Below are 26,954 nucleotides of genomic sequence, written 5' to 3' on the forward strand. Positions count from 1 at the left end.
TGGCCGGGCTCAACTGCCCGGCCATTACTTATTCGGCGGGGTCGTCGGTGATGTCGTAGAGCGCGTTGTGCAGCTCTTCATAGTTGCCGCCATTGATGACGCTGAAGTAGCCCGCAGCCCGGAGCTGGTCCTGAGCCTTGTCGGCCTTGCTGTCCGTGCTGCTGAAAATCACGAACACCGCATTGCGATCGTTGAGCACCTGTTTCATCTGATTGACCAGCCGTCGGTCATCGACGCGCACGGCGTTCAGTACTGTGCCTGCGTCATAGTCGGTCTGACTACGCACATCCATCGCCAGCTTGCCTTCCTTCAGCGCTGCCACGGCCGCAGCCTGATCGACCATCCCCGCGTGTGCTGCGAAACTGCTGACAAGTGCACAAACAGCAATCCATTGGCGCATACATTCAACCTCCCTAAGTGCGAAGGGAAAGAGTGGCACAGTTGAACGTTGATCGAAAGCGCGTGGATCAGCCAAACAATCGATTCAGGTTAGGCACGATCAATAACAGCGCAGTGGTGAAGAGGATCAATCCCGCCTGACGTACTTTGGAGTGTTTGTACTTGAACATGGCTGACCGCCTTTTGTTGTTATTCCTGAGCGACAGAAGCAGGCCCGATCTGCAAGACAGATAATCGACTGCTGGCAAGGTTGTGCATTGAACAGGTGGGTCCGGTCATTCGACCGCTGGCCCGAGCGCTGAAAGGATTTTGCGCGCCTCCTGTTACAGATATAACCATAGAGCCGAGGTGCCGTTCAGCTTAGAACTGTTAGGAATCTCAATGTGTTTATCTAGAAGCAAACGTTATTACCGGGTGCGGCGCTGAATGCACAGCCCTTTTCTAGACGCTTCGGCATTGGCCGTCAGCTTTGCACCGTTCGTCCGGGACAGAATTTTCCTACATGGAATAAACGTCTGAAACGGGCCGGGGGGCAGCTTGATTTGCCGAGGTCTTCAAGGCAGGCTCTGCCGGTGCGCTATTGCCTCATTACTGCTTCAGGGTCCCTTTTATGTCTTTACGCATCTGTATTCTGGAAACCGACAATCTGCGGCCTGAACTGGTCGAGCAATATCATGGGTATGGGCGGATGTTCGAATTACTCTTCGCTCGCCAGCCCATCGCCGCAGAGCTGACGGTCTACAACGTGGTGCAAGGGGACTATCCACCTGCAGACGAGCAGTTCGATGCTTACCTGGTGACCGGCAGCAAGGCCGATTCATTTGGCACCGACCCGTGGATTCAGACCTTGAAGGTCTACCTGCTGGAGCTGTATCAGCGCGGCGAAAAACTGCTGGGCATCTGCTTCGGTCACCAGTTACTGGCCTTGCTGCTGGGCGGCAGGACCGAGCGTGCGGTGCAGGGGTGGGGCGTCGGCATTCACCATTATCAACTGGCCCCCGCCAGGCCGTGGATGACGCCGGCGATGGACAGCCTCACGCTGCTGATCAGCCATCAGGATCAGGTTACCGCGCTGCCCGAGAACGCGACGGTGCTTGCGTCCAGCGAGTTCTGCCCGTTTGCCGCCTACCATATCAATGATCAGGTGCTGTGCTTCCAGGGGCATCCCGAGTTCATCCATGACTTTTCCCGCACCTTGCTTGACCTTCGTCAGGAAGCGCTGGGCGAGCAGATTTACCAGCAGGGTGTCGCCAGCCTGGACCACGATCATCATGGCGCGACCGTGGCGGAATGGATGATGCGCTTTGTGGCGCACAAGCCGGAAAAACAGTCCGTCTGACCCGGCGCATGGCTCATCGTCATGCGCTTGCTGGATTGTCTGAACGGGAATGCGGTGGCGGAGTTATAGCCAGCCGGAGCGCTTGAAGCTGGCGAACAGCGCCGTACACCCGCCCAGAATGACGCCCAGCACGATGAAGTAGCCGTATTCCCACTTGAGTTCAGGCATGTTCTCGAAATTCATGCCGTAGATGCCGGCAATGGCCGTCGGGAACGCCAGAATCGCTGCCCATCCGGCGAACTTGCGCTGCACGATGCTTTGCCGCGAAGACTCCAGCAGCAGGCCGATTTCGATTGTCTGGCTGGCGATGTCACACAGGTTGCCCAAGTCTTCCATCTGCCGCTTGACGTGAATTTCGACATCGCGGAAGTAGGGGCGCATGTTCTTGTCGATAAACGGAAAACTCAGTCTCTGCAATTCTTCGCCCACTTCCACCATCGGTGCCACGTAGCGGCGCATGCGTAACAGGTCGCGGCGCAGGGCGTGAATGTGCTGGATGTCGGACTCGCGCAACGAACCACCAATGACGCTCTGCTCCAGTTGCTCTAGCTCGGCGTGGATGGCTTCGGTCACCGGCTGATAGTTCTCGGTCACGAAGTCCAGAAGCGCGTAGAGCACGAAGTCTTCGCCGTGCTCCAGCAGAAGTGGTCTGGCCTCGCAGCGCTGACGCACCAGCCCGTAGGACTTGGAGTGGCCGTTGCGCGAGGTGATGACATAGCCCTTGCCGGCGAAGATATGGGTTTCGATGAACAGCAGCTTGCCGTTGTCGCGCACGGGGGCGTAAGTCACGATGAACAGTGCATCGCCAAAGGTTTCCAGCTTCGGACGGCTATGCACCTCCAGCGCGTCTTCAAGGGCCAGCTCATGCAGGTTGAACTGCTCCTTGAGGCTGGTCAGCTCCGCGTTGGTGGGCTGTTCCAGTCCTATCCAGACGAAATGATCGGGCTTGGCTGCCCAGGCAGCGCCCTCATCGAGGGTAATATCACGGACTTTTTTGCCCTTGCTGTACACCGCTGCTGCAACAACTCGGCCCATGGCGCTATCGCTTCTTCAATTTGTCAGTGGCGCAAAAACATGCGCGGTCGCTGATCAGATTGATCAAACGCGTATGAGTTCGCCGATAAACCAAAGCCCGTTGACACGGGCTTTGGTTGAGGATCAGAGCATGTGCTGCCGATCCTGTTCGATCGCCGCCTCCAGCGTGTCGAGCAAGGCCTTTCTGACCTTGAGTTTGGTCTTCTTGTGCGCGCTCATATTGATCTTCTTCAACTGCCCGGCGACGGCCAGCGCGGTGCTCTGCAGCTCCTCGACGCTGACCACCCGGTCGAGGAAACCGGCGGCCATCGCTGCTTCAGGGTCGAACATCTCGGCGTTGATCACTGAGCGATTGAACGCCGATTTGCGCAGCCGATCGCGTGCCAGTTCGATACCGGCATGGTGCATGGTCATGCCGATCTGCACCTCGTTCAGGCCGATACTGAACGGCCCGGCGACACCGATTCGATAATCGGCAGACAGCAGCAGGAAGGCACCCTTGGCAACCGCGTGGCCTGGGCAGGCGACGATGATCGGGAAGGGGTGCGACAGCATGCGCCGCGCCAGCGTCGAGCCTTGTGCGACCAGCTCGATCGCGGCCTCGGCGCTGGAGGTCATGACCTTGAGGTCGTAACCGCCCGACAGAATGCCCGGCTGGCCGGTGAGAATAACGATGGCCCGGTCCTTTTCGGCCTGATCCAGCGCCGCGTTGAACGCAACGATCACGTCCGGGGAAATGGCATTGACCTTGCCGTTGTTCAGGGTCAGCGTGGCGACACCGTCGTCCAGATGGTACGAGACCAGATCACTCATGACGTGATTCCTTTATTGAAGTGAGCAGACGTTACTCATCCCTAAGGAACAGGTAAAGCGCTGACTGCCGGGTCACTGAATGGTGTGCCGATCAATGGCTGATTTAGCGCCGACTGCGCGCCGCGTCATGGCTGGATATCGTTGAATCCGCAATATTCTTCCCACTCCATCCCCAGCGCTTCGGCGACCTGGCGGTGTGCTTCAAGGCGCATGCTCTGCAACTGTTCGGGCGACTCGGCAATCAGCTCCAAGGCCAGCTCCCAGGTCTCGATACCCTGGCTCTCGGCCTCGTCTTCGAACGCCCATTGCACTTGCTGCTTTTGCTCCTTGGGGCTCAAGGCGCTGATTTCATCCTTCAGGGTCGGATGGGTCGCGAGGTATTTCGCCAGCGCGGCCTCGTTCCACTCAAGTGTATTCATGTAGTTTTGCCTCAAACGTTTCGATAGCCAGGCTGTCTCTTTGAGTAGTCTGGCAAGACCGCGTGATTGTGAGGGAGGTGGCCTTTGGTGTCAGCACTTGCAAACGGTTGTCCGCACGAATTTATCGATCATTTGAAGAGGAACCTGTCGTTATGATCAAAGTGAGCGTGCTGTATGCGTATGAAGAGGGTGCCCGTTTCGACCACGATTACTATCGTGACAGACACATGCCGCTGGTGCAGGAGCTGATGGGCAAGTACTGCAAGGGTTACAGCGTGGACCGCGGCATAGGCGGAGCCACACCAGGCTCCGACCCTGTGTATATCGGCATGTGCCACATTTACTGTGATTCCATTGAAGACTTTGAAGCCGGCATGGGGCCGCATTCAAAGCAGATCAATGCCGATATCATCAACTACACCGACCTGATCCCTGAAATTCAGATCAGCGAAGTGCGCGCCGATGTAAAAACCGCTCTGTAAGTTATCGAGCGGCATCCCGAAACGCCGCCTGTTTTTTCGAGGACATTCCACCCGACGGATCGAAACACTGACTGTCGTAACGCGGGCTTTGGCACTGCGACGGAATGTTCGGGGGAGGCGGGCGGTTTCGCTGGAAAGCCTTGTAGCGTTCGGTCTCGATCACCTGCACTCGAGTGCGACCGCCGACCTTCAGGTATTCGGTTGCCTTGAGGTTGGTCTTGTGAACGTAGTCCAGCGGCTCGTCTGCGTGCCGCATATAGGCTGGGCCTTTGCGTTGCAGTGCGCTTTGCGCGCTTTCATCACACGGGATAGATGCATAACTCACTTTGCCCTGGGGTGATGTGCATTTGAAGATCTCGCCGTACGCTGCGCCGCTGACCAGCAAAGCGAACACCGACAGCGTTATTGAAAGCCTTTTCATTGTGTTATCCCTACTGGACGCGAGCATGGCGCAAGGCTACCACTTGCTCTTTGTCGCTGCCATATCCCTCTGCCAGGCCCGTTCGTCAGACACATCGCACGGCTGTGGCCGCAGGCTCTCTGAATATCAGGTCCTGAATTTAAAAACGGAGGCGCATATGACCGGCACCCAGCCAGGCAGCAGCAAACACCACAAGAATGATCCGGGTTTCGACGAGAAGTCGCCGAACACCCAAGACCCGCAGATCGACCCTACCGAGCCTGCGAAGACTCCTGCCACCGAGAAAGGCAGTAAGGATGATTACCCGCCTTACACACCGGACAAGTAACTGACAGATTGCCCTCGGTGAGTACCGGGGGCGATTTATATCCGGACCTCGCTTTACCCCCTCGTGCTACTTGTTGGCATCCAGATATTCCAGCAGATCTTCCATTCGCTCATCGCTACCCATCCACCACAGCTTCATGCGTGTGCCGGGGACAACTTCGCTTGGGTCCTTGATATACGTGCGCAACTCTTCACGCGTCCAGACCAGCCCCGAGTTCTTCATCGCGTCGGTGTACACGTAGCCTTCCTGCTGCCCCGCCTGACGACCAATGATGCCGTTGAGCGGCGGGCCAAATGCGCTGCGTGCAGAGGGGCCGATCTTGTGACAGCCCGAGCAGAGGCGGGTGAACACGGCTTTCCCGGCCTCCGCATCGCCCGCGCCATGAGCAAGCGCAGGCAGGGCCAGTGCCAGCAGGAGTAATGCGGTTTTTTTCATCGGTCATCCACAGCGCGTTCGGCCTTTCGCTCAAAAGGGGCAAATGTTAGCGCAATTATCGCGGGATCACTTGCTGGCCGGTATCTGGCTCGACAGTTCGTCGAAGTCACGCTTGTAACTCGCCATCTCGGCTGCGCTGACAAAGCTCTGTTCAAGGACCACCTTCTTCGCGCCGGACTCGATGGTGTCCAGTTGGTGAAGGAAGCGCTTCTTCTTTCTGGCCTCCATCCGTGTGCCAGCCTTATCGATAGCCGTGCGTAGCTCTGTTGCCCGCTGGTTTACAAAATCCTGGCCGCGACGATCAACCGTTAGCCCGTCATTTTCGACATAACCTTCCAGCCCGGTTTTTTTCAAGACCAGCCACAACGCCTGATCCGGGGTGAAGGTGCCCTTGAATTTCTTGACCTTTCTGCTGCTGTCTGCGCCCAGGTCGACCTTCACCGGGCAGCCGGATCGATGGGCCAGTTGCTGCAAGGCCTCGTCTAGGCGTTGCGAAGGCATGTCGTACTCCACTGGCGTCATCTGACACGCAGCGAACACGGGAGCAGCCGCCAGACACGCCGCGGCGAGGAGCATTTTTTTCAGGGTGTTTTTCATGATTGACAGGTTTCATCCGGGAGGTAGGGCTTGGAAATCGTTTTCTGCATGATGTTCCCTGTCTGCCCGACGCTTGCTTGAGCAGTCGTGTCCCTGGTGTTTCTTGACCCATGCCAAACGCTGCATGCTCAAATCGCAGACAAAGAAAAGCCCGCGATGGGGGGTAGCGGGCTTAAGGTCTTGCTGGGAATTGAGTTAACAATAAACCCGCGAACGTGAAAAAAGCGTGAACTGCCGGATACAATTTACAAACAATTCAAATCACGGCTCGCCGTCCCAGTAATCGAGGTTTTCCGTGGTCCGCTGGTTGGCGGTAAACACTCGGGTTCCCTGCACTGAAACCATCGCCTGGTACTTGCCCGAGTCCGGGTATTCACAAACCTCCGGCGTTTCCCGGGTGCTGATCGACAGGTACTTCAGCGGCGCCTGCGAGGTGTTGATTATCTGATGCGGATAATCGGCACCCGCGGGGATAAACAAGACGTCCCCCGTCTTGATCGGCAGCATCTCGCCCGCAACACGCAAACTGCCTTCACCCTCGACGATCACGAACATCTCTTCCTGCACATGATGAAAATGATAAGGGCAGGAGCGCTTGCCCGGCGCCACGACATCAATCGAGGCCCCCAGCTTTTGCGCGGCCGTGCCAGTGCCCAGGCGGGCTGCCGAGCTTTCATAGAGCGGTTCACGAACTTCATGTGCGAGAGGGGCCTCGTTGAAATTGCGAATCAGACGAGACGCCAGTTCACGTGCGCGTTCATTCATGTCGGTCGAGGCTCGGGGAGTTCAGAAGAGGGTACTTTAGACCAGAGCGAGTCAGGTGTTGCAGGCAGTTACCTCGATCAGAAAAAACAGCCCCAGGCAGCCGCCACAAAAAGCCCCCCGCGCCGCGTGTATCCGTTGCGCAGCTCGGAAACCTATTCGCCTGAAACTCGTCTACACTTCACAACACGATTTGGCCCCTTCCAGAGGACGCACCATGTTTTCAAAACCCGATATTCAGCGAGTTCTTGAAACAGCTTTTCTGCCTTCAAAGTGCGAGTGCGTCGTCGCGCCCAATGAAACCTTCTCGGTGAAGCTTCTCCATCCCGAGTCAGGTGATATCCAGCTCTACGTAACGGGGCTGTCCCTGTCCGAGGTAGACAGCAGCCGATCCATCGCCCGGCTGGTGCTCTCCCTGAGAGAACAACGAGACCTGATGGGGCAGATGAATTTGTCTCTGAGGCGGATGGCGTAGGGACTGGGGTCGGGTTTTGATTGTGGTTGTTTGATCGCATTCGCAAAGCCCCTGAATTCCTTTCAGAGTTCAGGGGCTTTGCGTTTTATCGATATGGAGATGAAGGAGGGGGGCTCAAGTAATCGTCAATGGCGTGGTGCGATCCAGAAGCGTCTACCCTTGCTAGTTCATCACCAAGACAATGACTTGATGCTTTCCCGAGAAACGGGCTTTGAGTCGGGCCTGAGGTTGATTCCCTCTCGTAATGTCGACTGATTGCATCTGGTCGCAGGCGTCTCCGCTTGGGTTTGAATCTGCCGGTGGCGACTGACCGCTATCGGCCAGAAGCGGACATTGGTCAGAGGGCCCCTGCACTCAACTTAATTACTTGGCGTGTGTGGGAAAGTGGAAACGAGTCGTTCAGTATTCAAAAACTATTTTTCAGGGAACGAAAGGATATGCATATTGAGACCGTTTGGGTGCGTAATTTCCGTCGTCTGAAGGACACTCGCATCGATCTGGCGTCCGATATTTCAATATTCGTCGGGGCCAACAACAGCGGTAAAACATCTGCGGCGCACGCTTTGCAGCTTTTTACCTCCGCTTCGAAGGATCGATTTACCCTCCATGATTTCAGCTCAGAGTGCTGGGACGCCATCAACGCTTTCGGAGAAGGGGCGGACGGAGTCGAACTGCCAACTATTTCCCTCGACATCTGGTTCTGCGTCACGCCAGCCGATCTGCATCGAGTTGTAGATCTGCTACCTAGCCTAGATTGGCAAGGTAACCGGGTTGGTATTCGAGTGGAGCTCGCAGCAGCAGATGCCGGCCTTCTGAGAAGCAGTTTCCAAGAAGCACGGGCCAGCGCGCGGCATGCTCTGTTGCAGCCAACAGAGGAAGGCGTGGCACAGCGAGATGTGGAGCCAGCCATTGCGCAACACGGGTACAACCCGCGACCGCGTGACCTTTGTGACTTCATTGCAGATACCGTAGGTGACAGGCTACGGCGTGATTTCGAATTGAGGTACTACATACTCGATAGCGCTGGATTTGACCCTGAGTTTAGACAGCTTGATGGTTTCGTGCCGCTACGCCTGATTCCTGATAAGGGTCGCAGTGGAAGGGATGTACTGGGTAGCCTGGTAAAGGTCGACTGTTTACATGCTCAGCGTCACCTGTCCGACTCCAATGCTGGATCTCGATCTGAAGATCTCTCCCGCTGTTTGAGTCGTTTCTACGAAAGGAACCTTGAGAAGCGCGGCGAGGATTATGACGCTCAGCGCGCACTATACCAGTCCGAGAGCCTGCTGAATGACCACCTGGAACGTGTTTTCGGTCCCACTTTGGAGCGTTTGGCAGATCTGGGCTATCCCGGGGTCAACAATCCTCGGCTGCTGATCAAGACTGCATTGAACCCTGCGACCATTCTGAGTAGCCATGAAGGGGCACGTGTGCACTACGCGCTTGGCGCTCTCGGAGCAGCAGAGGTCACGGCAACCTTGCCTGATAGGTACAACGGCCTAGGTTTCAAGAACCTGATTTATATGGTTGTTGAACTGCTCGATGTTCACGGTCGATGGTTGGACATTGAGGAAAACCGCCCACCGCTCCACCTGATATTCATAGAAGAGCCGGAGGCGCATCTCCATGCTCAGCTGCAGCAGGTTTTCGTTCGGAAAGTGTTAGACATCCTCGCCGTGCCAGAGGAAGACAGCCCATATTGCACCAGCCAGCTTGTAGTCTCGACGCACTCGCCTCACGTCCTTTACGAGCGAGGCTTCAAACCTATTCGATATTTTCGGCGAGTAGCGGATGCCGGCATACAGCAATCTAAAGTGCTCAGCATGGCAGCTTTTTATGAGGCGGCCGTAGATCCTAACGACCCGAATGACCGCACTAGGGATTTTCTTGAGCGATATCTCAAGCTAACTCACTGCGACATGTTCTTCGCTGATGCGGCCATTTTGGTTGAAGGGAACGTCGAGCGGCTGCTGATGCCGCAAATGATTGCTAAAGCTGCACCTCGACTTCAGTCGAACTATTTGAGCGTTTTAGAGGTGGGTGGTGCGTTCGGACATCGATTCAAAGGCCTCATTGATTTCTTGGGGCTCACTTCGCTGATCGTGACCGACATTGACAGTGTTTCTCCGCCCGCAGCGGGCGCTTTAGCCGCAAACGGCGAGTTGCCGGTTGATGAGGATCCAGCGGATGCAGAGCCTGACGACAATGAGGACGCGGAGGAGGCTGAAGCGAGACGTAAAGGGCGCAAGGCGTGCATGGTTCATGAAGCCGGGGCTCTTACTTCAAACCAGACGTTGATCAAGTGGCTGCCTGGGCACACCACGATTGACGATCTGCTGGCTGCGACTGCCGAACAGCGCACTCAATCCCGAGACGAAGAAGGCGGCGCCCTTGTACGTGTTGCTTACCAGACACCAGTAGCGGTGGTGTGGGGCGGAGCGACTCAGGTGAGGACAGGCAGGACGTTGGAGGAAGCGTTTGCACTGCAAAACCTAGCCTGGACGCAGCACCTGGACCGCAAGGATCTCGGCCTACGTATCAAGGGTTCCAATAATCTGGAAATCGCAGGTATTGCGGAGCGCCTTTACCGTAAGGTCAAAAGCTCAAGTTTTCGTAAAACTGATTTCGCTCTCGGGCTGCTGGCTCAAGAGCCATCGGCATGGACGGTGCCAAATTACATTTCGGACGGTCTTCGTTGGTTGGAGGATCTGGTCGCCCCGCCACCGCCAGCAGTAGCTGAGGCGGAGGCGCCTCTCAACGGGGGTGAGGTATGACTGCGCGTATCGGTCAGCCGGATACTCAAGCAGATATCGAACTAAGGTTGTGCTTGGACCAGCGTCCTCAACGCAGCTTTGTCATGGTTGCTGGCGCGGGTTCTGGAAAGACGACGTCGCTGGTAAAGGCCCTGGCGCACCTCGGCCAGACGCGAAGACTAAAGCTCAACATGCGTGGTCAGAGAGTCGCTTGCATTACCTACACTGAAGTAGCGGTCAAGGAGATCTGGGGGGACGTAGGTAACGATCCGCTGTTCCATGTCTCGACGATTCATAGTTTTCTGTGGACGGTAATCAGGCCATTCCAAGTGAACTTGAAGGCTTGGGTCATCGCAAGGATCCACGAGAAAATCGCCGAGGCGCAGCAGCATCACGACAAGCCTAGGACTCGGGCAGCAACTCGTGAGCGGCTCGTGAAAGATATCGCGCGTTACCAGCGTCACCTTGAGGCCGTAAGGCATTTGACTCATTTTAACTACGGCGCCGGAAGCGATTTCGGGCGAGGTGTACTCGGGCACTTCGACGTTATTTCGGCCGCGGTCGAGCTAATCGAGCAGAGCCAGTTGCTTCGTGATGTCATCGCCAGCAGGTATCCAGTCCTTTTCATTGATGAAAGCCAAGACACGCGTCCGGAAGTAGTGGCTGCATTTAGAAGGATCGCCGAGACGACTCCTGTGGAGTTCTGCCTCGGATTTTTTGGCGATCCGATGCAAAAAATCTACCTTGAAGGTGCTGGAGTCATTGAGACGGCCGCAGGCTGGGAGCAAATCACCAAGCCAGAAAATTTCAGGTGTCCGCAGCGAGTGCTCCAGGTAGTGAATGCTATCCGGGAGCCCGATGACGGTTTGTCTCAAACACGAGGCCGGATGAACTGGGTCGACGGCAATCCTGAACCTGTTATGGGATCTGTTCAATTCTTCCTACTGAGAGCAGATGACCATCGCTCTATGAAGCTAGCTAAAGTTCGTGAATGGATGCGGCGTACGAACGATGACGATCATTGGGTGAGTGGTGATCTTGCCGCTGACTTCAGGGTTTTGGTTGTCGTGCATCGGATGGCGGCAGCGAGGCTCGGCTTTCCGAATCTTTACGCTGCTTTGAATGACAACGATGCACCACCGTCCATCAAGGAGGGCCTTAAGGACGGCACCGCATGGCCGCTGCGGCCGTTTCTGGATTACTTGCTACCCTTGGCAACGGCGGTTTCAGAAAACCGAAAGCTCGACGTCATGACTTTTCTGCGTTCGGAATGTCCATTATTGCAGCCAACGGCTCTGGTCGGTAGCGATCCGGTAGCGGTGCTTCGGGCATTGCAAGCATCCACAACAGAGTTGGCCAGACTCATTTTTTCGAGCGATGCATTGCTGCAGGACGTGCTCGTTCACTCCCAGGCAGCAGGTCTGCTACAACTGGACGAAGCGTGGACAAAATACTTGGGCCCAGACCGCACAGCTGACGATGATGATCCTGAGATCCCCGCCGTGTCGGCTTTCCTACGTTGCGGTGTCGGTGAATTGGCTGGCTATCGTCACTACCTCGAAGATCTTTCACCGTTTGCGACCCAGCAGGGAGTGAAGGGGGCGGAATTCGAACGCGTTTTGGTGCTCATAGATGACGAAGAAGGTAGAGGACAAAGGCAGTTCTCCTACGAAAAATACTTCGGCATTGTGGAGCCCTCAGATACTGATCTGGAAAACCTTGCACAGGGCAAGGATAGCGTGATGGATCGCACCAGAAGGCTTTTCTACGTGTGTTGCTCCCGAGCGACTAGGGATCTCGCTGTGGTCATGTTCGTGCAGGACATCGAAACCGCTCGAGAAAAAATTGCCGAAACCGGCATCTTTGATTCTGCCGACATTGTGGATGAGGAGACTTTGGAAGCCGCTCTAACTTAGCGCTGGCATATTTTCGCGTTCACTGCTTCTGCCTTTCATGACTGACCGGTGTCAGTAGACTGCACCTACGGCGACTGACTCATGTCGGCCAACAGCGGACGTTTATGGGGAGGCTGTTTCCAGTAAAGTTCGGCTATCCTACTGACCATGGTGTATAGAATGATAATGTTCTAGTCATCGTTACTTAGGCGTATGCCCACACATAAAATTCGTTCTCACGGAACTTAAAAAATGGATAAAATTTTTACTCTAAATGCAAGAGGGAATATTTTTCTCGAAGTAACTAGCGAAGCTTTTAAAGTTTCTCATTCGAGAATGACGAGCGAAATTCAATATATGTTCAAAAGTACCGTTCGTGACCTTAAGAAAAGCGGCGTGGACTATGCGAATCTAAAAGCAGCGCTAACTCCATCTTTAGAGCATAACGAAGTTGGACTTATTTTCGATTCAACAGCAATAGAATCTAGCAGTTATGGTCGCGAGGTAATGCAAGCGGTCTTACCTTTTCTAGATCCTAGAAGCACACATAGTATTCTTGCTGGAGACCTCGTCGCGAGCAACGAAGAACAGGACCTTGTATACGACATACTATGTGAGAGCTTGATTCTTACAAAATCGCTTGAATATAAACACAGTAATCTTCTCTTTTGCGTATATTTAAATAATGTCACCGATGCGTCTTTGGAGAGAATCCATGAAGGTTTAAAATCATTTTCAGCGTATCTGGGACTTATTCCGACCACTTACGCTTCCCCAGCAAAGGCCTACCTTTCTACTATTTTAGTAAATGTATGCATAAAACGAGAGAACCTGATCATTCTCCCTCATGAGGATGATCGGTCGAACGATGAAAACATTAACATCACATTTTATCCGTTTGAGGACCTTGGATTTAAAATAAAGAGCATTCAGTCGCACGATTTCAGCCATTTCCTCAGCTATAAAATCGAAAGGCCGACTTGGCCAGGATTCGAGACAGATACACATTTCTCACTCAATGCAATTTCAGGGGTGGTGTCGCCGCTAGCAGACATGGATATTGAAATAGAAGATAAGAAATATGAGTACTTAATAAAAGCAGGAAAGCTGATAAAAGGTGGTCTTGTTGAGCTTGACAAGGATCAGTTGGCGAGTCTAATACGTTCGAAAATTGAAGCGAGCTATATATATAATCTTCGCTACTTGAAAGAATTTGATGTGAAAATATTTAACGTAATAATTGAGGTGCCACAATCCGGGTCAGGCCGCATCGCCCGTATGAATGTTGCTCTAGAGTATAAACCTGATGATCATCTTCTTCGAATGATCACATTCTACTAGTCGGGTTCTGATGCAGAATTACCGATGGTGATGCTAGTTATACCGAAACCGGGTTGGCGCTAGCGTGTACTGACGTACTAGGAGCTGCCTCGCAATTCCACCAGTTTACTTAATCGACTTTTTCTTTGACTTCTCCGAACTCGGTTCCAACGCTCTTAAACCTGCCCGCAATATGGATATGAACGTCACTAGTTGCTTGTTTGGTAAGAAGCCTACCGTTTCTACCAACCGGTCACTACTGGCAGCTTTAGGCCGATTGCAGCCTGTCGCGAAGGTCCGCAACCGACCCAAAGCTGACTGTCGCGACGCTTTGGATAACGAGGGGTGATTCAGTGAGCTATTAATCTAATCGCAGAAATCGGATCGTTATCAGCAGTGTTACCTTAATCAATGCGCTTGGCCTGGCATTTTCATGTAGGGCGGGAAAGAAACGCGCTTTTTATATCAATTTTCTGCGAAATCTAGGTAGTATTGTAGGAGATCGTATAAAGTTAGTTAGCCTTCCATCCATCCGCGAGAAAAATCATGAATAGGCTGCCGGCGCTTACATCGAAAGGTTTTTTACCAACTGGAACCCATGTTTGTTCTGCTCAAGAATTTATTGAACGATTCTGTCTGGTAAATGAAAAAAGGAAGCAAATCAGAAAAGCATTTGTAGATATTTTGGATTTCTCTAATTCGCGAAATGCAGTCTGTGTTTTAATTGGTGGCTCATACGTAACCGACAAAGAAGATCCTCACGACCTAGATGTGGTGATTGTTCTACAAAAAAAGGAACATATACCTTCCAAGCCCGAGCGACTCGTTTTAGATGGAAGACGAACCGATATTATGTTTTGCTCTATTGATGAGCCAATCATTGCTTCATCTTTTGTGAGGCTATTGTCCTACGCGAGATACGGTCATGAAGTGGGGGTGGTGCAGATCAGTCTGAATCATCCGGACAAACCGTGGGAAACAACTCACGAGCCTGATGATGAAACCTTCGAGGTGATCAAGAGAGCTTATTTTAATAGGCACTTGGTCGATTTAAACGAAGCCCCTGGCGTTCTGGTGACTATTCATGGTCTTATGTCGCATGCAGACTGGAATGCAAGTTTAATTCCGGTCGCAAACAGCCAGGGGTGGATTGTTGCTCCATATATTTATGGCTTTACGACGCCCGATATTTTATTGAATAAAGGAAAAAGAAAAGAGGCTGTCGATCTGTTCAGGGATTGGATCTTCTCCATAAAAGAAGATTACTGCCAGAACGGAGAACGGATCTCCGTAATTGCACATTCGTTTGGTACTTATCTGATTGGAGCATACCTAAATGGGTTTGAGGAGTTTCCTCCTGTAAACTTTAATACTATCATCCTGACCGGTAGTATTTTGAACGAAAAATACGACTGGGAAAGTTGTGCTGGATTTAAGGTGGCGCGAGTCAGAAATGAAATCGCTCCTAATGATCAATGGGTAAAGTGGATGCCCAAAAAACCGGCTGAATGGTTAGGTCTCGATCCATTATTTGGTCAAGCAGGGACAGAGGGGTTTAAATCAAAAAGCGAGATTCTGACTCAGGTCAGTAACAAGATTTTTGATCACAACAATGTAATCAAAAAAGATGTGATAACGTCGATGTGGATGCCATTCCTAAATAGCAACAAGCACGCCGGTGATGAAGAAGATTATAAGCGAATTATGCAAAAAATAAAAAGCGAAAATCTATAAGTAGGGCCTCATTAGTATTATCACATTGTAGCTTGGTCTTCGAAAACATCTATCAAACGACATTCGTCAGAGACCAACAGGCACTGCGGGCTGTACGGTTCTTAAATAGCCAATTTTGGCTATTTTGTGCCACCCGCAAGTGACCGCTATTGGCCGATAGTAGCCCAATCACAGCAGCCAGCCACCGACCCAAGGCGGCCATGTTTAGATCTCTAACGGCCCATCAGGCGCTGATGATGGACAGGGCAGGCCAGATAGCTGCGCAGTTTTCTGAGCACCTTTTTCTACTTCGAATTTTGCTGTTGATCTAACGACGAGGCTGAAAAGATCGTAGAGCCCGTGCCGTTGATGCCACGGATTACCAATCCGGACACGATTCATCTGATGGCCTTCCGGCTGATTGCTTTCCCGGCTTACAGCTTCTCTGAAGCCTTCCGGCGCAAGATAAATATGCAAATACCCGGAGGAGTGCAGGGGGGCTGGTGCAACGCCGGAGTGACAGCTCATTCGCAGCCCGCTCAAACCCGACTGAACTGTGAAGCCCTCACGGGGACTGAACTTAACCCCCCCCCTTAAGGAGCTACCCCCATGAACAGCGATCAACTCAATCAATACGACGCCGAGCGCCTTCACCAGCGAGTAGCGGCTGAACTGGGCATTACTGCCGAAGAGCTGACCACCTGGATGATCAACGATATCGAACGGGTGACCGAAGGCGGCAAGGACGTCGGGCACATGGTGGTCTTCCGCGAGTCGACCCCTGCGGAGGTTCTCGACAAGGTTCAGCACAAACAAAGCCATTTCACGGCCATGACCGGTGTGATCGATCTGAGCTAAGTGCAGCGGGCTTTGAGGTCAAAGCCCGCAGACTCAATAGCCCGCCCCCGTACCGGCGCCTGTCACGATCGCAATCCCGGAACTGGTGCCCAGGCGTGTTGCGCCAGCTTCGATCATCGCTCTGGCCGTGGCCACGTCACGCACTCCGCCAGACGCCTTGACGCCGATGTCAGGGCCTACCACCCGGCGCATCAGCGCCACATCCTCGAGCGTTGCGCCACTGCGGCTGAAGCCGGTTGAGGTCTTGACGAATGCCACGCCCAGTTCGCGGCAGATCTCGCAGGCGCGCACCTTCTGCGCCTCATCGAGCAGGCAGGTTTCCAGGATCACCTTGAGCGGCACCTTGCCACAGGCCTGCAGCACCGCGGCGATATCGTCGCGGACTTCATCGAACAGGCCGTCCTTGAGCCAGCCGATGTTCAGCACCATGTCGATTTCCTGAGCGCCGGCGGCGATCGTCAGGGCTGCTTCCGACGCTTTGCTGGCACTCAGCCCGGCGCCCAGCGGAAAGCCCACCACCGCACAGACCTTCACGGCAGAGCCGGCCAGTTGTCGAGCGGCAAAAGGCACCTGGCCGGAGTTCACGCACACCGAGTAGAAGCCGTGTTCCCGGGCTTCGGCGCAAAGTGTGGCAATCTGCTCTCGGCTGGCATCCGCCGCCAACAAGGTGTGATCGATGGCCTGGGCCAGTGCAGCGGGTTCTAGCGAATTCATCAAGGGATTCCTGTCATCAGTAAAAACACTTGGGTGGATACCCATAAGTTAAAAAATTAACACTTGGTGTTACTCTAGCGACACCACTAACGGATTGCCGGGATGCCCATGGACGTCAAGAAAACCGACCGCATCAAACAGATTCAACAGGCCCTGCAAGATCAGAAAGCCATCCATCTGCGGGAGATGGCGGCGCTGCTTGAGGTGTCCGAAATGACCTTGCGCCGCGACCTCAGCCGGCACCCGGAGCAATTACGGCTGCTGGGTGGCTACATCACCCGCGCCCACGATGATCCTGAGCCGGGGGATTACCGGGTCAGCGAGCAGGGCACCCGCCATGTCGAGGAGAAGCGCCGCATCGGCAAGCTGGCCGCCACTTTTATCCGGCCCGGCGACACGGTATTTTTCGACTGTGGCACGACGATCCCCTTCGTGGTCGACTTCATTCCTGACGAGCTTGAGTTCACTGCGGTGTGCAACTCGCTCAACGTGCTGCTCAAGCTGCAGCAGAAACCCAACTGCAGCATCGTCCTTTGCGGCGGCATGTTCCACCGCAAGAACCAGGTGTTTGAGAGCCATGCCGAAACCAGCATTCTCGATGGCGTGCGCCTGACCTGGGCCTTTGTTTCGGCGGCCGGGGTCAGCCTGGACTGCGGTGTCACCTGTTTCAATTTCCACGAGGTGGAGGTCAAGCAGAAGGTCATGCGCCAGGCCCGGCAAAGCCTGCTGCTGGCCGATCATTCCAAATTCGACGCCGTACGCACTGCGCACTTCGGTGCCTTGAGCGATTTCCATTGCGTGGTCAGCGACAAGAAAATCCCGCGTAGCTACCGCGAGGCCATCGAGGCGGGCGGCGCGCAGCTTGTGCTTTAAAAGCATCACGGTTGCAGCGCCCGGCGTTCGTTTGCGTTCAGGTAACCGGTGGTCAGGCTGAACTCGGCGCTGGCACCGGGCGCGAGGCTGCGCACGTTGCCTTTGGCGAGTTCGGCGCGGTAGCCCTCCGGTTCGCAGGTGGCCGGCAAGATAAAGGCCGCCACCTGCTGATCGGTGTTATGCAGGATCCAGCGCGCGGCATGTTCAAATTGCCGCGGGCTGTAGCGGGTGTAGAACGCCGCGCCGTCGGGATGATCGAGAAAGAAATGCGCCTGTCCCTGAGCGTCGCTGCGCACGCCATCGAAGAAGCAGACGATCTCCGGGTCATACAGCGCGGGCGAGTCGAGCACCTTGAGGCGGGTCGGGTCCTCGCTCAGTTCTGCTATATAGGCGCTCCATGTCGGCGTCGGCCGCACATGGGCCGGCACGCTGGCGCGCACCCGTGTGCGCTCGCAGCCCAGGGGCTGGGTGAGGCGGGCGCCGTCGACGTAGGCGTAGTTCATGTGCGCCATGTACATCAGGTCCATGGGCTTGCCGGCCAGATTGACCACCTGCATGCCGATCTCGAACAGCCCGCTGGCCGGGCGCAGGGTCACGCTCGGGCTGGCCCGGTAATGGTCGCCGAAGCCCTGCACGTATTCGCAGGTGCCGCCGAGGCGCAGATAAGCGCCGTGCTCGTCCTCACCTGCCTGCAGCCAGGCATCGTCCATCGGCGCGCAGGGCATTTCGCCGTGCAGCGCATGATCATCCTTCGGCCCCGGGCAACCGTTGCGCAGCAGGCCGCTGTGAAACATGAAACAGCCGTAGGTGCCGATCACGCTGGCACTGGGCCGCGGCTGGGTGAACATATTGAGCATGGTCAAATCAACGCCGTCGAATTCGGCCGACCAGATCATTTGCCCCTGCCAGGGCAAGATCACCAGCTTGCCGCGGCTGTTTTCCAGTGACAGCGCCTTGACCCCGCTGGGGTAGGTCCAGGCACGCACGCTGAAATTCGCGGATTCGAGCAGCAGCCGGCTGGCCTGGTCCCAGAGCTGTGGATAGAGCGGCAGGCGCAACGCTTCGCTACTCATTGCGCCACCGCCGTGGCCGAGCCACCCAGCACCGGTTGCGGCTGACGCATGCAATACACTGCGTACATCACGATGGCCACGAAGCACAGCAGCGGCACGCTGTAGGCAATCTGCATGTTGCCGCCATTGGCATCGCTGAGCAGGCCCTGGAAGATCGGCATCACGCCACCGCCTACGATGCTCATCACCAGCAACGAGCCGCCGACACCGGTGTCCTCGCCGAGCCCATCGATGGTCAGACCATAGATGGTCGGCCAGCAAGGCCCGAGAAACACACTGACCCCCACGGCGGCATACACCGCGCTGATGTTCGGCACCAGGATGGTGTAGGCCAGCAGCACGATGCACAGCACGCCATACACCGCGAGAACTTTGGCCGGGTGCATTTTGCGCATCAGCAGGTTGGCGATCATCTTGCCGATGAAATAGGCAGCAAAGGTGGTCAGCAGGAACCACGAGGCACTGCGCTCGTTCATGCCGCCCATTTGCATGGCCAGGCGAATGGTGAAGCTCCACACCCCGACCTGCGCGCCAACGTAGAGGAACTGCGCCAGCACACCGAAGCAGAAGCGCGGATTGCGCCGCAGGCGGCCGAGGCTCTGGCCGATGCTCGCCCGCGGTTCGCTGACGGTGCCGTTGCCCTTGCACGCCGGGAAGCGGGTGATGGCGATCAGGATGAACATCAATATGAGTACCGCGATCATCCATTTGTACGGCAGCAGGGTCGACTGGATCATTTGCAATTGCTGCGCCGCCGCCTCACTGGCGCTCATCTGGGCCAACTGTTCGCGCGTGGCGTCGGTGTCCTTGAACATCACGAAGCTGCCGACGTACACCCCGGTCATGGCGCCAAACGGGTGGAAGGTCTGCGAGATGTTCAGGCGCCGTGTGCCGGTTTCCCGCGGCCCCATCAGTGTCGAATAGGTGTTGCACGCGGTCTCGAGAAACGACAGGCCGGCGGCGATGACGAACAGTGCCATCAGGAACATGCCGTACTTGGCGGTCGACGCCGCTGGAAAGAACAGGGCGCAGCCGAACAGGTACAGCATCAGGCCGATGAGGATGGTGGTCTTGTAGCTGAAGCGACGCACCACCAGTGCGGCCGGAATGGCGACGAAAAAGTAGCCCAGGTAGAACGCCGACTGGACGAAAGCGGTCTGGAAGTCGCTGAGCAGGAAGGCCTTCTTGAAGTGCGCGATCAGCACGTCGTTCATGCTCGCGGCCGCCGCCCACAGGGCGAAGATGCTGCAGAGCAGGATGAAGGCGAACCACGGCGTACGGTTCAGGTAGAACCCGTCCGGGGTTTGTTGCAGCGCAGGCTTATTCATTATTGTTCTCCGCGAGATGCTGGTGAGTGTCAGTTGGCCGATGCATTGAGGAAGCGCGCAAACGTCGGCGCATCGGGGTAAGAAGATTGCGTGCCGAGGCCGGTGACCGAGCAGGCCGAGTAGGCCACCGCCTGCTGCATGGCCTGGCGAATATTGCTGTCCTGACTCCAGTGCCGGGCGAAGCAGCCAATGAAGGCGTCACCGGCACCGGTGGTGTCACGCGCCTGAACCTTGACCCCCGGTGTCTGCCACTCGCCTTCGGCACCGACGTACAGCGCCCCTTGTTCGCCCAGGGTGACGATGACGTGGCGTACGCCCAGCGCGACCAGTTGGCGGGCAGCCTGAGCCGCTTCCTCAGCGCACGTCACCGGCTGGCCGCTGATCAGAGCCAGCTCGCTCTCGTTGGGGATCAGGAAATCTAACTGCGCCAGGTGCTCGCGGCTCAGGCCGGCCAAGGCCGGCGCCGGATTGAGCAGCACCGGGATGGCATGCCGATGAGCGAAGGCGATGGCGTGGTAAACGGTCGCCAGCTCGACTTCCAGTTGCAGCACAATCAACGCGCAATCGCGCAGCTGCGCCTCGGCACGGTTGATATCGGCCGGGCTCAGGTGGGCATTGGCACCTTTGACGATGAGGATGCTGTTGTGGGAGTTCTCCTGGACGAAGATCGGTGCCACGCCGCTCGACACGCCCGGCACCCGTTCGACGAAACGCGTATCAATGCCCAGACGTTGAAAATTGGCCAGGGTGGTATCGGCAAAAGCATCGTCGCCGACCTTGCTGAGCATCAGCACGTCCGCGCCCAACAGCGCTGCGGCAGCGGCCTGATTGGCACCCTTGCCGCCGCAGCCCATGGCAAAACGCGGTGCTTCGAGCGTTTCGCCCTGGGCAGGCATGCGTTCGATGTAAGTAATCAGGTCGACCATGTTGCTGCCGATGACTGCAATCTTGCTCATTGTTATTTTGACCTCACCAGCGCCGATGGAAGCCTCGACGGCTTTATTTATGTTATTTAAATAACATTTTCTGTGAGGATTCAATCTTTATTTTTTGATGTGAGCATGCGCTATCAAAACGCCTGCAGGGCGTTTTGGTGGCCGTTCCGGATCGGAGAAAGGGGTGTCGCGCGCGCAAGGCGTGTCCTTGAACAATTGATTCCACGGCCATTTTTTCAGACCCCGGAAACCACAAATGTATCGTTCAGTTCTCGGGCGAAGATGTGATGACCGGGTTTCTTAAGGCCGTAAAGCTTCAGGCCTTGACACGACACAAAACTTTGTAATAGCTACATGGTCACCTAAACCCAGACGTGCCAAAGCACGAGGAACACCTTGCTAAGCTGGATGGGTTGTCTAGCAAAGCGCCCTTAGCTACGGTGCTGAAGACGTTCACGAACTTTACAGATGAGCTTAATGGGTATGTGCCGGACTCACCGATGCTACTTACGCTAACTCTGTCAACTCGAACGGCTCAGAAAGGGATTTCGTCTGGATCTTCTTGGAAGTAATCCGGATTAACCTGATACATATGGATGACTTTGCCACCGTCGTTTTGTGGGGTGGCTTTGAGCAAGAATGGAATACGGTCCGCGTCAAGCTCTTGTAGCAGCTGGGTCTCAAAAACGTCCAGGCTTATGGCAATAAGTCGTCTTTGTTTACCTAGAATTCCTAGCAAGTTTAAGGCATTGCCATCTTTATGCTTCCGCGCACACTGTTCTAACAGCTTGAGAAATTCTTGATAGTCTTCTACTACGGTCTCTAGACCTTTAGCCCTGCTTTCAAGGATGAAAACTGTATTAAGCAAATGTTCAACGATTTCAAGCGCTATGAGTATGTCCGTTCTTTGCGGCTGCTTAATTTCATGTGCAGCATCATTTCCAAGAAAACGGATGGCGTGCAAGCGCCTCTTATCTCCGCTGGAGACATAGCCTGCTTTGAAAAGTGAGTCGATACGCTTCTGCAGATTAGTCCCAGATACTGTGAGGTTGTTACATACCGCCTCAATTGTAGCCCTAAGTCCAATGCTTGCGAGGACGTTAGCATTCTGACTCAGTGCTTTAACTGTTTGTTGATAAATTGTATTTATCAGATGCGGCAACAAGTGTGTCGCAGAAAGCGGCCGATGCTTCCTTATGACGCTGGGGAAAGAAGTATCGGTAACAGAATGCTGTAGTTCTCCTTCAAAATCTTCGAAGACTTGCTCAAAGTCTTCGTTTCTCAAGTGAAAAGAATTCGTCAGGCAGCCCTGACACTGAACCACAGCCCAGGAGTCTCTCTCGTTCTCCCACGGATTGTGGCGCTTGTCTACAATCAATCCCTTAATCTGATGTCGAGTTTTGGAGTTGCATTTTCGGCAATCACTTTTTACTACATCCCCAATTTCCAGATCGCCATTCTCTTTCAATGCTAACCTCCTTATCTGCATGCAAGCTGAGAGCGGCATTATGCCATCATCTCGCAGCGTTGAACATCAGCTAATCACCCGCGATTGCGATCAGGCATGTCATGCAACATCTTCAAAGGGTGCTGAGCTTCGTCGTCATCATGCTTGCATAACACCTAGAGCGGGAAGCTCTTTTCTGACGCAGTCAACGGCTGCGTAGTCATGCAGCTGAGCAGACGAGCAGACGAGGCTCCTACCCATCAACACGAATACTGCGTTCCATTCGAAGATATCCATTATCTGTTTCTCCTAGTTTAAACCCAGCTTAAAACCCCAAAAACCATCTGGAAACGCTCGAAAACATACCTTCGAATGAGGTTTTCACATCGGGCTGTAATCTCCATCATAGCTACAGCCCAGTAAAGGCGCGGGCTGTGCGGGATGAGGGTCAAGCCGGGGCCTGTGAAACATAGTTTTCAACCAAGTCGACACTGTAAAAGCGCTCAAAACAATGCAAAATGATTGAATCATGCAGAGCCCGCGTACAATCGTATACCAAAGGCTCAAGAGCTTTGATACCCGGACGGATAGCCGTTATGGGGTGCCAGCAAACTACACCTCCATACCGTGCTCCAATTATCTGTAGACTGAGTTTCCACTAACGAGGAGAAGTGATGATGTCAATGTTCAAAAGGGAGGAAGATTTGCTGGTGGCTATTCTTGAGGGCCAGCATGAGATTGGAGACCGAAACGCAGATTCGTTTAGTCAGCTGCTTGCCCAAGGGCTCGTGTCTGGTGCAGACATTGGCGGGGGGCGGTACGAGGGAGTGTCACTAACCGCAGAAGGACGATCACGGATACCTGCAATAATCCAGCGAGACTGACTTGCTGCATCTTGGATCATTAGGGCAGCTATTTTTTAGGCCTACCTATAGAGTAGTGAGATAACCGCCCGTCACCTGCTATCAGATAACGTTTTATGATAGCTATATGATCGTATTGTCATTTGCCTATCACTTAGCAATCTAAAGGATAGACAGCAATGAATGCCCATCTGTACCTGGGAGCACCGACCAAGGATCAACACGCTGACCGCGCTCAGGTCTCACTTGAAGCATTTGCTGATGAAAAGGAACTAACCATCGTTGGCGTCTATAGCGAGAACATCAGCGGCACCAAGTTGAATCGGCCTGAGTTGCTGCGTCTGTTGGAAGTGGCCCAGCCCGGTGACGTGCTGCTGGTGGAATCTGTAGACAGGCTGTCCCGCCTTTCCCAAGCTGATTGGCGAGTGCTGCGCTCTACTATCGATACCAATGGTCTCCGCCTCGTTGTGCATGACCTGCCCACCAGCCACATGATGGTCGAAGATAAGGGCATCACAGGCCAGATCATGAAAGTGATCAACGACATGTTGATTGACCTCATGGCTACCATGGCAAGGCTGGATCAAGAAAAACGTGTAGAGCGTATCCACCAAGGCTTAGCTAACAAGCGGGCTAACGAAGACTGGACACCTCCCGGTATGGCCAAGAATGCCAAATTGTGGGAGAAGGTTAAGGCTCAGATGGCGAAGCATCCGAACATGAGTGCCGATGACTTGGCTGTCCTCGCCGGATGTGGCGTTGCAACGGTGTACAGGATCAAACGTGAACTGAAGGCCTGATCGCTCTATGGGTCACCAGAGCCCGCATAAGCGGGCTTTGTCGTCTCTGCTCCTGGGAGACCGTGTGACTAACCCTCAGCAACCATCACGCCGCCAGCAAGCGCAACCTTTAGGCCTTATTTCAGAATTTTGGCGAAGTAGCCCTCGAGCTGGTGCGCTGTGTTTCACGCCTATCGCACAGGCACCATTCCCCACCATCCCATCTTACTTTCCAGCCAGTACAGTCGATCGCCGTCGAAGGTGCATGTTTGTCTGGACGGCGGGATTGGTTTTTAGCGGAAAAACGGATTGGTTATCTACACGGATATGCTTTGCGGAATGCCTTCATAGCGAGCGTCGAGGAATTCTCGTTGAGAGTCTCGGGATGGTCATCGAGGTATTTAAGCAGGATTCGAGCTGCCTGCCCCATGGTAAAACCATCTATCGGGATGCAGACAGACACCGCGTCTGGGCTAACGATATGGGCGGTCTTCAGAGTATCGGTAACGCCATAGACCAATCCAGCACATACACCGGCGCCGAAAGATTGCTCAGGGTCTAGCTTCTCGCTTAGGAACGCTCGGCAGTATCCTGCCATCTCAGCACCAGTATCGGCCTGTGCTAGCTGTCCCCAAAGCACAGTGCCAAAGAGTGCCACCGCCGCCATCCCTGCTTTCATGCTTATCTCTCGTGCCTATGATTTTCACAAATGCTACCATTTCGCCATCTACCAAGGAGGCGTTATGAATCCCGGATTCGACGAGGGAGATTTCAAGAAGGCAAGGGGTATGCTGCTGTCCTTTTCCTCTCTGCTCATCGCGTTATGGTTCTTCGGAGCAGACCTTAAGACAGTATCGCTGCTTGGGACGAAGGTTGCGTTTACCAAGAATCTCCAACACGTCTGGCTTGTTGCACTGGTTGCCAATTCTTATCTGATGCTTAGGTTTTACCAGCACGCCCCGGAGGTAACATACGTTGATAATACGGTTTATCGGCGGTCGTTCGAAAGATGCTTGATTACCGTCATGAGACACATCAAGGCCAGAGCAATACGGAAGGACACGTCAGAGCATATGACCTTTCTAGGGCATGAGGTCGAAGGCGATGTCCAGCCTGAGATAGTCAAGAAGGGTTACCGGATGGTGTCGAACACTGCTGAGAAAAGACGCTTGACTGTAGGCGCTGGTCATATTGTAACGTTTCACGTCAGATGCAGTTATCGCGATAAAGTGTCGCCGGAATTCCGACTCTTGCCCGCGTTTGAATTCAGTTATCCGTGCCCTTACTGGCTAGTTTTTTTCGCGACCTACTACGCTCGTGTAATTGCAAATCTGAAGACTTCACATGGCACGGAATACTCGTTGCCATACCTATGGGCGAGTATCGCGCTCACCGCCTGTGCAGTTAATTGGCTGGCAGCTAACGCATACATCTTGTAGTGGACCTTGCCATCGCCTGATTCCAATGCAAAGGTCCTTGCTTTGGTGCGTATCTCTTCAGTGCAGGCCTTCGATGCACACCTTACCTGCGATGATCGAATCGCCCTCGGAATAGCCCCGCTGACGCTGTTGGTGTCACCCTCCATCAACGGAGTCCGCAACCCGTACTTATTCCTGATGGCTTTTTGACTTTTATTGCCCTAGGATGCTCGGACTGAGTGCGTTTTATCCTTCAAGCTAGAGGTTTACATGCCTGACGTATCAGTTTTTCCCGGTGGTTCGAAGACACGCGTCAATGCAGCGGGCCGTACCATTCGTGATCGCTGTGCGTCGCCCGAAGATATCCGAGTCATCGATGAGTGGAGGGCAGCGCATCGGATAGTCTTAAACACGTTTCAAGCTAGTCTCAGGACTCGGACTCGTGGAAAGCAGGTCGTCGTGGCTCAGCGTCACAAGCGTAAGAATACTATCTTTGACAAGCTCCTACGCTTACCGAAAATGGAACTTTCTCGCATGGATGATGTGGCCGGTTGCCGTCTCATTTTTCGCTCTATCGATGATCTATACGAATTTCGAGAGGACTTCCACAGGGCACGATTCAAGCACAAGCGAAAGAATGACACAGACAAGTACCACTATATAAAGTCGCCAAAACCTACAGGCTATCGGGGTATCCATGACGTGTATACCTATGATGTGCGGTCAAAAAATGGCGATCAGTACCGAGGTCTTCTATTAGAAATACAATATCGAACCCTCGTCCAACACGCTTGGGCGACTGCGGTCGAGGTAATAGGATTCATCACTGAAAGCCAGCCGAAATTTCAACAGGGCGACAAGCGATACGAGCAGTGTATGGCACTTGCCTCTGAGATATTGGCTCGTGCACATGAAGATCACACCGGGCCATTCCCTGACCTCAGTAACAAAGCCCTCCTTGATCAATTCTTGTCCATAGACAGTGAGATTCATCTTGTGCGGATGCTTACCGGTCTTAACTCATCCGAAACAGTGTCTACAGAAAATAGAAACTCAATCCTCATTTTTAAGGAAGACGGAAGTCTAGAGGTTAGGAGCTTCAAAGAAGCACCAGACGCTCTGAAAGAGCTTTTTAGGCTTGAAAGAGATTTTCCCAACCTTGATGTGGTACTCGTCAAGGCCGATACGAATGAAGAAATCCGGATGGCCTTCAAGAACTACTTTTCTGACGCAAAAGATTTTATTCGGCTGTTGACAGAGGGCCAAGAAATTCTCGGCGCCAAATAACTCTGTGCCGCTGTTCACAATCTTACGAGTGCTTTCACAACCCCGTGCTTTTGGGCCGCGTGTCGCCCCTGTTATGGGGAGGTGCAAGCACGCTAGTCGCCCTATGTGTTTGGCTCAGAGTTAACCATTTCTTTGGGCTCTGACAGGCGTCGCAGGTGAGCTTCATGCTCCGCCACTTCCAGCTCCGTCTTGG

Annotated in this window: 27 protein-coding genes; 13 read left to right on the forward strand and 14 right to left on the reverse strand. The window is 54.2% G+C overall.

Annotated elements, in window-relative coordinates:
• Positions 1-28 precede the first annotated feature (28 nt).
• Positions 29-400 carry a rhodanese-like domain-containing protein gene (locus tag P406_RS19245; protein WP_003415870.1) on the reverse strand — a complete coding sequence of 124 codons (372 nt, stop codon included), beginning with the start codon at positions 398-400 and terminating at the stop codon, positions 29-31.
• Positions 401-1,009: 609 nt separating this feature from the next.
• On the opposite strand from P406_RS19245, the gene P406_RS19250 reads away from it, so the two are divergent.
• The gene (locus P406_RS19250) at positions 1,010-1,738 is read left to right on the forward strand and encodes an amidotransferase (RefSeq protein WP_003415871.1); all 729 of its coding nucleotides are present in this window, start codon (positions 1,010-1,012) and stop codon (positions 1,736-1,738) included.
• 63 nt (positions 1,739-1,801) lie between these two features.
• On the opposite strand, the gene P406_RS19255 is transcribed toward P406_RS19250, so the two are convergent.
• The 3 genes from P406_RS19255 to P406_RS19265 all read right to left on the reverse strand — a co-directional run bounded on the left by P406_RS19255 (position 1,802) and on the right by P406_RS19265 (position 4,005).
• On the reverse strand, positions 1,802-2,773 hold the full coding sequence (locus tag P406_RS19255; protein WP_003371567.1) for a magnesium and cobalt transport protein CorA: 972 nt from the start codon (positions 2,771-2,773) through the stop codon (positions 1,802-1,804).
• Between the two features lie 123 nt (positions 2,774-2,896).
• A complete protein-coding gene (locus P406_RS19260; protein WP_004410220.1) occupies positions 2,897-3,586 on the reverse strand; it encodes a crotonase/enoyl-CoA hydratase family protein in 690 nt (229 codons plus the stop codon).
• A gap of 125 nt (positions 3,587-3,711) precedes the next feature.
• Positions 3,712-4,005: a DUF6388 family protein gene (locus tag P406_RS19265; protein ID WP_003415874.1), complete on the reverse strand. Its 294-nt coding sequence runs from the start codon at positions 4,003-4,005 to the stop codon at positions 3,712-3,714.
• A 152-nt stretch (positions 4,006-4,157) separates the two neighbouring features.
• Between P406_RS19265 and P406_RS19270 the strand changes: the two genes are divergently transcribed.
• Positions 4,158-4,487 (forward strand): EthD family reductase, encoded by a 330-nt coding sequence (locus tag P406_RS19270; protein WP_046237048.1) that lies wholly within the window; start codon positions 4,158-4,160, stop codon positions 4,485-4,487.
• 1 nt (position 4,488) lies between these two features.
• Here the strand turns inward: P406_RS19270 and P406_RS19275 are convergent, their stop codons facing one another.
• Entirely contained in the window at positions 4,489-4,908 is a 420-nt protein-coding gene (locus P406_RS19275) for an iron ABC transporter substrate-binding protein (RefSeq protein WP_046237049.1), read from the reverse strand.
• Positions 4,909-5,065: 157 nt separating this feature from the next.
• On the opposite strand from P406_RS19275, the gene P406_RS26845 reads away from it, so the two are divergent.
• Positions 5,066-5,236: a DUF6021 family protein gene (locus tag P406_RS26845; RefSeq protein ID WP_046270237.1), complete on the forward strand. Its 171-nt coding sequence runs from the start codon at positions 5,066-5,068 to the stop codon at positions 5,234-5,236.
• Positions 5,237-5,302: 66 nt separating this feature from the next.
• Here P406_RS26845 and P406_RS19280 read toward each other — a convergent pair whose 3' ends face one another.
• From P406_RS19280 to P406_RS19290, 3 genes are all read right to left on the reverse strand, one after another.
• Positions 5,303-5,671 (reverse strand): c-type cytochrome, encoded by a 369-nt coding sequence (locus P406_RS19280; RefSeq protein WP_046237050.1) that lies wholly within the window; start codon positions 5,669-5,671, stop codon positions 5,303-5,305.
• A gap of 66 nt (positions 5,672-5,737) precedes the next feature.
• Positions 5,738-6,268, reverse strand: coding sequence for a hypothetical protein (locus tag P406_RS19285; RefSeq protein WP_046237051.1), 531 nt, complete (start codon positions 6,266-6,268; stop codon positions 5,738-5,740).
• Positions 6,269-6,529: 261 nt separating this feature from the next.
• The gene (locus tag P406_RS19290) at positions 6,530-7,033 is read right to left on the reverse strand and encodes a cupin domain-containing protein (protein WP_046237052.1); all 504 of its coding nucleotides are present in this window, start codon (positions 7,031-7,033) and stop codon (positions 6,530-6,532) included.
• 214 nt (positions 7,034-7,247) lie between these two features.
• On the opposite strand from P406_RS19290, the gene P406_RS19295 reads away from it, so the two are divergent.
• The 6 genes from P406_RS19295 to P406_RS19320 all read left to right on the forward strand — a co-directional run bounded on the left by P406_RS19295 (position 7,248) and on the right by P406_RS19320 (position 16,044).
• Positions 7,248-7,505, forward strand: a complete 258-nt coding sequence (locus tag P406_RS19295; protein ID WP_011267297.1) for a DUF1652 domain-containing protein — start codon at positions 7,248-7,250, stop codon at positions 7,503-7,505.
• Positions 7,506-7,786: 281 nt separating this feature from the next.
• Positions 7,787-10,279 (forward strand): ATP-dependent endonuclease, encoded by a 2,493-nt coding sequence (locus P406_RS19300; protein WP_235810429.1) that lies wholly within the window; start codon positions 7,787-7,789, stop codon positions 10,277-10,279.
• Positions 10,276-12,174: a UvrD-helicase domain-containing protein gene (locus P406_RS19305; protein ID WP_046237053.1), complete on the forward strand. Its 1,899-nt coding sequence runs from the start codon at positions 10,276-10,278 to the stop codon at positions 12,172-12,174. The genes P406_RS19300 and P406_RS19305 overlap by 4 nt, the downstream gene beginning before the upstream one ends.
• 231 nt (positions 12,175-12,405) lie before the next feature.
• Positions 12,406-13,494: a hypothetical protein gene (locus tag P406_RS19310; RefSeq protein ID WP_046237054.1), complete on the forward strand. Its 1,089-nt coding sequence runs from the start codon at positions 12,406-12,408 to the stop codon at positions 13,492-13,494.
• Between the two features lie 525 nt (positions 13,495-14,019).
• Positions 14,020-15,207 (forward strand): DUF6932 family protein, encoded by a 1,188-nt coding sequence (locus P406_RS19315; RefSeq protein ID WP_144431126.1) that lies wholly within the window; start codon positions 14,020-14,022, stop codon positions 15,205-15,207.
• A gap of 588 nt (positions 15,208-15,795) precedes the next feature.
• Positions 15,796-16,044, forward strand: coding sequence for a hypothetical protein (locus P406_RS19320; RefSeq protein ID WP_032698248.1), 249 nt, complete (start codon positions 15,796-15,798; stop codon positions 16,042-16,044).
• 33 nt (positions 16,045-16,077) lie between these two features.
• Here the strand turns inward: P406_RS19320 and deoC are convergent, their stop codons facing one another.
• Positions 16,078-16,758: a deoxyribose-phosphate aldolase gene (gene deoC / locus P406_RS19325; RefSeq protein WP_046237056.1), complete on the reverse strand. Its 681-nt coding sequence runs from the start codon at positions 16,756-16,758 to the stop codon at positions 16,078-16,080.
• A gap of 102 nt (positions 16,759-16,860) precedes the next feature.
• Between deoC and deoR the strand changes: the two genes are divergently transcribed.
• Positions 16,861-17,631, forward strand: coding sequence for a DNA-binding transcriptional repressor DeoR (deoR, locus tag P406_RS19330; protein WP_046237057.1), 771 nt, complete (start codon positions 16,861-16,863; stop codon positions 17,629-17,631).
• 5 nt (positions 17,632-17,636) lie between these two features.
• On the opposite strand, the gene P406_RS19335 is transcribed toward deoR, so the two are convergent.
• From P406_RS19335 to P406_RS19350, 4 genes are all read right to left on the reverse strand, one after another.
• Positions 17,637-18,704 carry an aldose 1-epimerase family protein gene (locus P406_RS19335; protein WP_046237058.1) on the reverse strand — a complete coding sequence of 356 codons (1,068 nt, stop codon included), beginning with the start codon at positions 18,702-18,704 and terminating at the stop codon, positions 17,637-17,639.
• Positions 18,701-20,032 carry an L-fucose:H+ symporter permease gene (fucP, locus tag P406_RS19340; RefSeq protein WP_046237059.1) on the reverse strand — a complete coding sequence of 444 codons (1,332 nt, stop codon included), beginning with the start codon at positions 20,030-20,032 and terminating at the stop codon, positions 18,701-18,703. Before fucP ends, P406_RS19335 begins: the two co-directional genes overlap by 4 nt.
• A 29-nt stretch (positions 20,033-20,061) precedes the next feature.
• Entirely contained in the window at positions 20,062-20,988 is a 927-nt protein-coding gene (gene rbsK, locus P406_RS19345; protein ID WP_046237060.1) for a ribokinase, read from the reverse strand.
• 514 nt (positions 20,989-21,502) lie between these two features.
• Positions 21,503-22,435 carry a DUF4145 domain-containing protein gene (locus P406_RS19350; protein ID WP_046237061.1) on the reverse strand — a complete coding sequence of 311 codons (933 nt, stop codon included), beginning with the start codon at positions 22,433-22,435 and terminating at the stop codon, positions 21,503-21,505.
• Between the two features lie 1,021 nt (positions 22,436-23,456).
• Here P406_RS19350 and P406_RS19360 point away from each other — a divergent pair.
• The gene (locus P406_RS19360; RefSeq protein WP_046237063.1) at positions 23,457-24,077 is read left to right on the forward strand and encodes a recombinase family protein; all 621 of its coding nucleotides are present in this window, start codon (positions 23,457-23,459) and stop codon (positions 24,075-24,077) included.
• A gap of 292 nt (positions 24,078-24,369) precedes the next feature.
• Here the strand turns inward: P406_RS19360 and P406_RS19365 are convergent, their stop codons facing one another.
• On the reverse strand, positions 24,370-24,735 hold the full coding sequence (locus tag P406_RS19365) for a Rap1a/Tai family immunity protein (protein ID WP_144430980.1): 366 nt from the start codon (positions 24,733-24,735) through the stop codon (positions 24,370-24,372).
• Between the two features lie 64 nt (positions 24,736-24,799).
• Here P406_RS19365 and P406_RS26850 point away from each other — a divergent pair, with 64 nt between their 5' ends.
• Positions 24,800-25,495: a hypothetical protein gene (locus P406_RS26850; protein WP_052739344.1), complete on the forward strand. Its 696-nt coding sequence runs from the start codon at positions 24,800-24,802 to the stop codon at positions 25,493-25,495.
• Between the two features lie 249 nt (positions 25,496-25,744).
• A complete protein-coding gene (locus P406_RS19375; RefSeq protein ID WP_046237065.1) occupies positions 25,745-26,761 on the forward strand; it encodes a RelA/SpoT domain-containing protein in 1,017 nt (338 codons plus the stop codon).
• The last annotated feature ends 193 nt before the right edge of the window (positions 26,762-26,954 follow it).

This window comes from Pseudomonas syringae pv. coryli str. NCPPB 4273, assembly GCF_000972175.1.
Taxonomy (GTDB): Bacteria; Pseudomonadota; Gammaproteobacteria; order Pseudomonadales; family Pseudomonadaceae; genus Aquipseudomonas; species Aquipseudomonas syringae.

Bases quoted from the DNA above. Each gene is read 5' to 3' on its own strand.
- P406_RS19375 (WP_046237065.1), top strand. From the start codon at position 25,745: ATGCCTGACGTATCAGTTTTTCCCGGTGGTTCGAAGACACGCGTCAAT.
- P406_RS19275 (WP_046237049.1), bottom strand. From the start codon at position 4,908: ATGAAAAGGCTTTCAATAACGCTGTCGGTGTTCGCTTTGCTGGTCAGC.
- P406_RS19315 (WP_144431126.1), top strand. From the start codon at position 14,020: ATGAATAGGCTGCCGGCGCTTACATCGAAAGGTTTTTTACCAACTGGA.
- P406_RS19305 (WP_046237053.1), top strand. From the start codon at position 10,276: ATGACTGCGCGTATCGGTCAGCCGGATACTCAAGCAGATATCGAACTA.
- P406_RS19250 (WP_003415871.1), top strand. From the start codon at position 1,010: ATGTCTTTACGCATCTGTATTCTGGAAACCGACAATCTGCGGCCTGAA.
- P406_RS19280 (WP_046237050.1), bottom strand. From the start codon at position 5,671: ATGAAAAAAACCGCATTACTCCTGCTGGCACTGGCCCTGCCTGCGCTT.
- P406_RS19365 (WP_144430980.1), bottom strand. From the start codon at position 24,735: ATGAAAGCAGGGATGGCGGCGGTGGCACTCTTTGGCACTGTGCTTTGG.
- P406_RS26850 (WP_052739344.1), top strand. From the start codon at position 24,800: ATGAATCCCGGATTCGACGAGGGAGATTTCAAGAAGGCAAGGGGTATG.
- P406_RS19295 (WP_011267297.1), top strand. From the start codon at position 7,248: ATGTTTTCAAAACCCGATATTCAGCGAGTTCTTGAAACAGCTTTTCTG.
- P406_RS19265 (WP_003415874.1), bottom strand. From the start codon at position 4,005: ATGAATACACTTGAGTGGAACGAGGCCGCGCTGGCGAAATACCTCGCG.
- P406_RS19310 (WP_046237054.1), top strand. From the start codon at position 12,406: ATGGATAAAATTTTTACTCTAAATGCAAGAGGGAATATTTTTCTCGAA.
- rbsK (WP_046237060.1), bottom strand. From the start codon at position 20,988: ATGAGCAAGATTGCAGTCATCGGCAGCAACATGGTCGACCTGATTACT.
- P406_RS19335 (WP_046237058.1), bottom strand. From the start codon at position 18,704: ATGAGTAGCGAAGCGTTGCGCCTGCCGCTCTATCCACAGCTCTGGGAC.
- P406_RS19270 (WP_046237048.1), top strand. From the start codon at position 4,158: ATGATCAAAGTGAGCGTGCTGTATGCGTATGAAGAGGGTGCCCGTTTC.
- P406_RS19260 (WP_004410220.1), bottom strand. From the start codon at position 3,586: ATGAGTGATCTGGTCTCGTACCATCTGGACGACGGTGTCGCCACGCTG.
- P406_RS19290 (WP_046237052.1), bottom strand. From the start codon at position 7,033: ATGAATGAACGCGCACGTGAACTGGCGTCTCGTCTGATTCGCAATTTC.
- P406_RS19285 (WP_046237051.1), bottom strand. From the start codon at position 6,268: ATGAAAAACACCCTGAAAAAAATGCTCCTCGCCGCGGCGTGTCTGGCG.
- deoR (WP_046237057.1), top strand. From the start codon at position 16,861: ATGCCCATGGACGTCAAGAAAACCGACCGCATCAAACAGATTCAACAG.
- P406_RS19320 (WP_032698248.1), top strand. From the start codon at position 15,796: ATGAACAGCGATCAACTCAATCAATACGACGCCGAGCGCCTTCACCAG.
- deoC (WP_046237056.1), bottom strand. From the start codon at position 16,758: ATGAATTCGCTAGAACCCGCTGCACTGGCCCAGGCCATCGATCACACC.
- P406_RS19360 (WP_046237063.1), top strand. From the start codon at position 23,457: ATGAATGCCCATCTGTACCTGGGAGCACCGACCAAGGATCAACACGCT.
- P406_RS26845 (WP_046270237.1), top strand. From the start codon at position 5,066: ATGACCGGCACCCAGCCAGGCAGCAGCAAACACCACAAGAATGATCCG.
- P406_RS19245 (WP_003415870.1), bottom strand. From the start codon at position 400: ATGCGCCAATGGATTGCTGTTTGTGCACTTGTCAGCAGTTTCGCAGCA.
- fucP (WP_046237059.1), bottom strand. From the start codon at position 20,032: ATGAATAAGCCTGCGCTGCAACAAACCCCGGACGGGTTCTACCTGAAC.
- P406_RS19255 (WP_003371567.1), bottom strand. From the start codon at position 2,773: ATGGGCCGAGTTGTTGCAGCAGCGGTGTACAGCAAGGGCAAAAAAGTC.